Origin of the sequence: Clostridium sp. (assembly GCF_051654825.1) — a bacterium.
Taxonomy (GTDB): domain Bacteria; phylum Bacillota; class Clostridia; order Clostridiales; family Clostridiaceae; genus Clostridium.
Genome location: NZ_JBOFYU010000126.1, coordinates 1 through 6,075, shown reverse-complemented (window position 1 = coordinate 6,075; position 6,075 = coordinate 1). Strand labels below are relative to the sequence as shown.

Below are 6,075 nucleotides of genomic sequence, written 5' to 3'. Positions count from 1 at the left end.
TGTCTAGCTTCATCTTTACACATTTCGTGAACTGTGTCATGAACTGCATCTAATCCTAATTGCTTAGCTAATGTAGCTAAATCTTTCTTACCTTGGCAAGCTCCGTGCTCTGCGTTTACTCTAGCTTCTAAGTTAGCTTTTGTATCAGCTGCAACTACTTCTCCGATTAATTCAGCAAATTTAGCTGCGTGTTCTGCTTCTTCCCAAGCTATTCTCTTGTAAGCTTCAGCAACTTCTGGGTATCCTTCTCTATCAGCTTGTCTTGACATAGCTAAGTACATTCCTACTTCTGTACATTCTCCCATAAAGTTAGCTTGTAATCCTTCCATAACTCTTGGATCTACATCTTTAGCTGATCCTACTCTGTGCTCATCAGCCCATGCTAAATCTCCTGATTGTTCTATGAATTTATCAGCTCCAACGTGACATACTGGACACTTTTCTGGTGCTGCATCTCCCTCATGAATATATCCACATACTGTACAAACAAATTTCTTCATTATAATATTCCTCCTAAAATTTAATTTAATTTATTTCTTATTCAAAACCAATTTTGTTTTATTGGTTATTTATCTTCTCTACATTAATTATTATATAATAATTATTATTAGTTGTAAACTACTTTTTAGAAATTTTCTTAAAAAATTTTTATTGTTTTTTTGTAACATCTTATTTTAAAAAATAAACTAGTATAACAAACACCATTCATTATATTAGTTTATCTTAATAACTATTCCTATTTTTTTATTCTATTAAATTTAAAATAATACTACTTATTATCATGTAATTAAATTCTGCCCTTATCTTATTTCTTTTCCAAAAGGCATTAATGAAAGCTTGGCCATTTTTAGAGATTGTTTTGCGAATGGAATTCCGACTATTGTAATACATAATAAAAATGCACTTATTAAATTTGCAATACAAAGTTCAAATCCACCAAATATTATCCATATTATATTTAATATTAAACTTCCAGCTCCATCATCTACAGTTCGTACTTCCTTCCCAAAAGGAGCAAACTGTAATTTAGCCATTTTAAAACATTGAATCCCTACAGGAATACCTACAATAGTTAAACACCATAAAAGGCCCGCTCCTATCCATGCAAGAGAATTAAATAATCCTCCAAAAATAATCCATATTATATTTCCTAAACATGACATTAAAATCACCTCATTATTATTTTCATCTAAATATTTTTCAAAAGTTTAGCTCATATATATTAAACTACATTTTATGATACTTTGCTACAAAGATTTCTTATGAAACTCTTACAATTATCTTAAATTTAAATTAATGCTAAAAATTTATTGAAAATAAATAACTACCTTAATAGCTAAACACTTAATTAGTTACTAAGGTAGTTTTAGTTATAGTTTAATATTATAATTGCAATAATGCACAGTTTTCTATTACTTCTATTCCATTTTCATTACAAAACGAAATTATTTCCCCGCTTTCTGCTCCTGGTTGAATTAATATATGCTTTATTCCTAACTCCTTAGCTTCTTTAACATATTCTAAGCCTAAAAAGTTATTTATACATAAATCAATAGCTTCTATTTCATAAGGAACTTCTTTTAAAGACTTATAAACATCAGCTCCACCCTTTGGATGAACCCCTACAACATTATATCCCTTACTTCTAAATTTTTCTAAAATCCTATAAGCATACTTACTTTCATTAGTAACATCTCCAATTACTACCCAGTTTTTTAAACCAATCATATATTGAATACTCATAATTTTTTCCTCCTTAGCTTATATAAACTATTATATTCACTTTTTCATTTGTAAATACTAATTTAGTATAATTTACTCATATATATCCGAAAATTCTATGCTACACTTTTCAACATTATCTTGATGGAAGCTATTAGTGGGTATTTTAAACTTACCTACTTCCTCTTCATTTATAACCTTTGCTGGCAATGTAAATATAAACTTAGTCATTTCTTCTTCTCCACTTTCAGCCCAAATAGTTCCACCATGCATTTCAATTAATGATTTGCATAATGATAATCCTATTCCGCTTCCTTTAGATATCTTTGTTATTTCATTATCTACTTGCGTAAATCTTTCAAATATTACTCCTAACATTTCTCTTGGTATAGGCAATCCATCATTTTGAACTATAACTGTAATCCATTCTTTTTCAACATTTAGATTAACCTCTATTTTTCCATCTTTTTTAGCATACTTTACTGCATTAGATAATAAATTTAACATTACTCTTTCTAGCTTATCAGGATCACATGCTATTATCTTTTCTTCTTCATTAGTATCAAATACTAATTGAATATTTTTACCTTCTATGTAATCAGCAACTGAAATTGTTATTTCTTCAACTATTTCTACAATATTATGATTTTCAAACTCTGGTTCATAATAACCTGTTTCTATCTTTGTCATATCAATCAAATTGTTAACTAGTCTTAATAACCTATATGAATTTTGCTTTATATAGCTCATATATTTATTTATGTCAAATCCATTAAAACCTTTTAAGTTACCAATTGAAATATTAGAATTTATAAGCTGCATAGTTGAAAGAATTATATTTAATGGTGTTTTAAATTCATGAGATATGTTTGCAAAAAACTCATTTTTTATACTTTCTAGTTCTAAAGCTTCTTTATATAGCTTAGTATCTTTTTTAATCCTTCTTTCTTCGGTTATATCCCTTGCTGTAGTTAAATATATTTCTTTATCCTCTAAATATCTAACACTCCACTCTAGCCATTTTGTATCCCCGCTTTTATGCTTACACCTATTTATAATTCTTTTTAACTCTTTTCTTTTTAGCATAAAATCTCTATATTCTATAGCCTTTTTTAAATCCTCTTCAACAATAAAATCTTTCCACTTTGCTGATAAAAGTTCTTCTTCTGACCAACCTAAGGATTCTGTCCATCCTTTATTTACCTTTAAAAATCTTCCCCTTTTATCAAATGTGGCCATTAAATCTACTGAAATATCTAAATAATTTTTCATTTCACTTTCTAATTCAGTTCTTTTTTCAAATTCATACTCTAACTTTTCTGATAGCTTTTTATTTTTTATTAAAATAGCTAATTGATTACATACATCATTAATAAAGTTCTCTGACCTATTAGAGTAGTTATTTAATTCTTTATAAAATACATTTATTACACCTAATACATCATCATTTAAGCATAAACCATAGGTTGAAACATATTTTATTCCTCTTTCTTTCATTTTTCTCTTATTTATTAAATCAGATCTATTTTCTATATTAGCTATTTCTTCAAGTCTTTTTTCAATAACTATCTTATAAAGATCATCTTTATTTACACTAATGCTATCAAATTTGTTTTTTGATTTATCCTCAGAGTCTTCAAATATTCTTAATATAGGTGCTAATTTTTCTTCTCTTTCATCATATGTTAAAATACTTACCTCATCTGCACCAAGACTTTTCATTATATCTCTTTTTAAGGCTGAAATTAATTCATAAAACTCTGTTGTTTCTTTGGGTGAAATAATCTTATTAATACGCTCTAAGATTTTATAATTTTTTAAAATATTGAAATTAACCTTTTTTTCTAGAGGTACATCACTTGTAACTCCTATAGTATATTTAGCATTTATATCTTTATAATATACTGGAGCTTCATATGTTTGAAAGCATAATTCATTTCCACATTCAATATATATCTTATTAAATATATGACGTGACTTATTTTTTAAAAAAGTATTGTCTTTCTTAAAAAAATCTTCACATGCTTCTGCTTTCACAAAATCATCACCGGTACTTCCTATAATCTTGTTATTAGATGAATTTAGTCTTTTTTCATATGCTTTATTTTTATATAAGTATTTTCCCCTTATACTTTTAGTACAAGTTTCATGTGGAATTTTATCTAATAATATTTCAAGGTCTTCCTTATTAGAAGTTTCCCCATCTATAAAAAATCCTGATATAAATACCATATCTTTATTATTCCACTTATCAATAGTTATACTTCCATTAAATCTAAGCTTATTTCTATTTTTATCTAAGAATGTTATAAAAACATCCCTATCAATGTTTTCATTTATATTAAAACTATTTTTAAAATATAAAATATCTGATAAATTATATTTTAATATCTCTTCATAGCTATACTTTATCTTTTCTAAAAAAACTTTATTGCATAATTCTATTTTTCCATCATTATCAATTATTAATATACTTTCTTTTAATCTATTTAGAAAATTATTCATTATTACCCCTATAATTATTGCCTTTTAAATTTATAATAACATAATAAATTATATTATATTTTCTATATTTTAGAAATATATTATCTTACTTTTTTTGCTTTAAATTTAATTTTACTTTTAGTTTTTTATTGAAATATTAAAAACCTCTAGTAAAATTTAGTTTTTCCTAGAGGTTTTTGTCTTAAACTATTGTTTGAAATCCTATTTTTTCAATTCTTTCTACTGCCTTTAATATGCTTTCTCTATGACCGAAGGACGTAAGCCTAAAATACCCTTCTCCATTTTCACCAAATCCTACCCCAGGTGTTCCTATCATGCTACATTCATTTAATAAGTAATCAAAAAACTCCCATGAAGACATATTATTAGGACACTTTAACCATATATATGGTGAGTTATCTCCACCTGAATATTTTATTCCTATACTAGTTAATGCTTCTCCTATAATCTTTGCATTTTCCATATAGTATTCAATATTTTTCCTTGTCTCCATTCTTCCATCTTCTGAAAAAATTGCACTTGCTGCCTTTTGAACTATATATGGTACACCATTAAACTTAGTAGTTTGCCTTCTAAGCCAAAGCTTATTTAGCTTAACTCCGCAAGCTTCTAATTCTAAAGGAACTATTGTATATCCACATCTCATTCCAGTAAAGCCTGCTGTTTTAGAAAATGATCCTACTTCTATTGCACATTTTTTAGCTCCATTTATTTCATAGATGCTATGTGGTATATTATCATCCTTTATAAAGGCTTCATAAGCTACATCAAATAATATTATTGCATTGTTTTTCAAAGCAAAATCTACCCATCTAGTTAATTCATTTCTATTATATGTTGCACCTGTTGGATTATTAGGTGAACATATATAAATTATATCTCCCTTTAAATCTTCACTAGGCATAGGTAAAAAGTTATTTTCATCATTTCCATTTATATAAACTATTTTTCTGCCATCCATAATATTTGTATCAACATATACTGGATATACTGGATCTGGTATTATAACTGTATTATCCTTTGAAAATATATCTAATAAATTTCCTAAATCGCTTTTTGCACCATCACTAATAAACACTTCTTCATTTTCTAAATCAATATTAAACTCCTTATAATAAGAAGCTAGCTTTTCCTTTAAGAAACTATAGCCTTGTTCTGGTCCATATCCTTTAAAGGTTTCCTTATTTCCCATTTCTTCCGTAGCAATATTTATTTCCTTTAATATAGGCTCACATAATGGAAGAACTACATCTCCTATACCTAAGCTTATTACATCCTTATCTGGATTGCTCTCCTTATACTCCTTTACCTTTTTTGCTATAGTTGAAAAAAGATAACTGTCCTTTAAATTAAGATAATTTTCATTTATTTTTACCACGCTTTCTTCCCCCTAAATATCCCCAAGATAATTTCCATCAAATACAAAGGTTGCTGGTCCACTCATATATACTTCGCCAGACTCTTCATATTTTATTTTTAAGTCGCCACCTAAAAGCTTAATAGTAATTTTTTCTCCTTTTTTGCAGTATCCATTTAATACCGCTGCTACCGCTGTTGCACAAGCCCCTGTTCCACAAGCAAAGGTTTCACCACTGCCTCTTTCCCATACTCTCATTCTTATAGTTTTTTCATCTATAATTTCAGCAAACTCAACATTTATTCTATCTGGAAATACTTTATTATTTTCAAACTTAGATCCTAACTCTTCTATTTTTAAATTATTTAATGTATCCATAAATATTACACAATGTGGATTCCCCATTGAAACACAAGTAATATTATAAGAGCTTCCATCTATATTTATTTCTTCATTTACTACTAAATCCTTATTCCATATAACAGGAATAT

Annotated in this window: 6 protein-coding genes; all 6 read right to left on the bottom strand. The window is 27.3% G+C overall.

Going from position 1 to position 6,075, the window contains the following annotated elements; all coding sequences use genetic code 11:
* A partial coding sequence (locus tag ACRDBA_RS07900; protein WP_438572379.1) for an NADH peroxidase occupies positions 1–500 on the bottom strand: 500 nt, incomplete at its 3' end.
* Positions 501–800: 300 nt separating this feature from the next.
* A complete protein-coding gene (locus tag ACRDBA_RS07895) occupies positions 801–1,163 on the bottom strand; it encodes a YccF domain-containing protein (RefSeq protein WP_438572378.1) in 363 nt (120 codons plus the stop codon).
* 220 nt (positions 1,164–1,383) lie between these two features.
* A complete protein-coding gene (locus tag ACRDBA_RS07890) occupies positions 1,384–1,743 on the bottom strand; it encodes a CoA-binding protein (protein WP_438572377.1) in 360 nt (119 codons plus the stop codon).
* Between the two features lie 72 nt (positions 1,744–1,815).
* Positions 1,816–4,227: an ATP-binding protein gene (locus ACRDBA_RS07885; protein WP_438572376.1), complete on the bottom strand. Its 2,412-nt coding sequence runs from the start codon at positions 4,225–4,227 to the stop codon at positions 1,816–1,818.
* Positions 4,228–4,408: 181 nt separating this feature from the next.
* Positions 4,409–5,605: an LL-diaminopimelate aminotransferase gene (locus tag ACRDBA_RS07880; RefSeq protein WP_438572375.1), complete on the bottom strand. Its 1,197-nt coding sequence runs from the start codon at positions 5,603–5,605 to the stop codon at positions 4,409–4,411.
* A gap of 12 nt (positions 5,606–5,617) precedes the next feature.
* Positions 5,618–6,075, bottom strand: a 458-nt coding sequence (gene dapF / locus ACRDBA_RS07875) for a diaminopimelate epimerase (RefSeq protein ID WP_438572374.1), incomplete at its 5' end; no start/stop codon positions are given.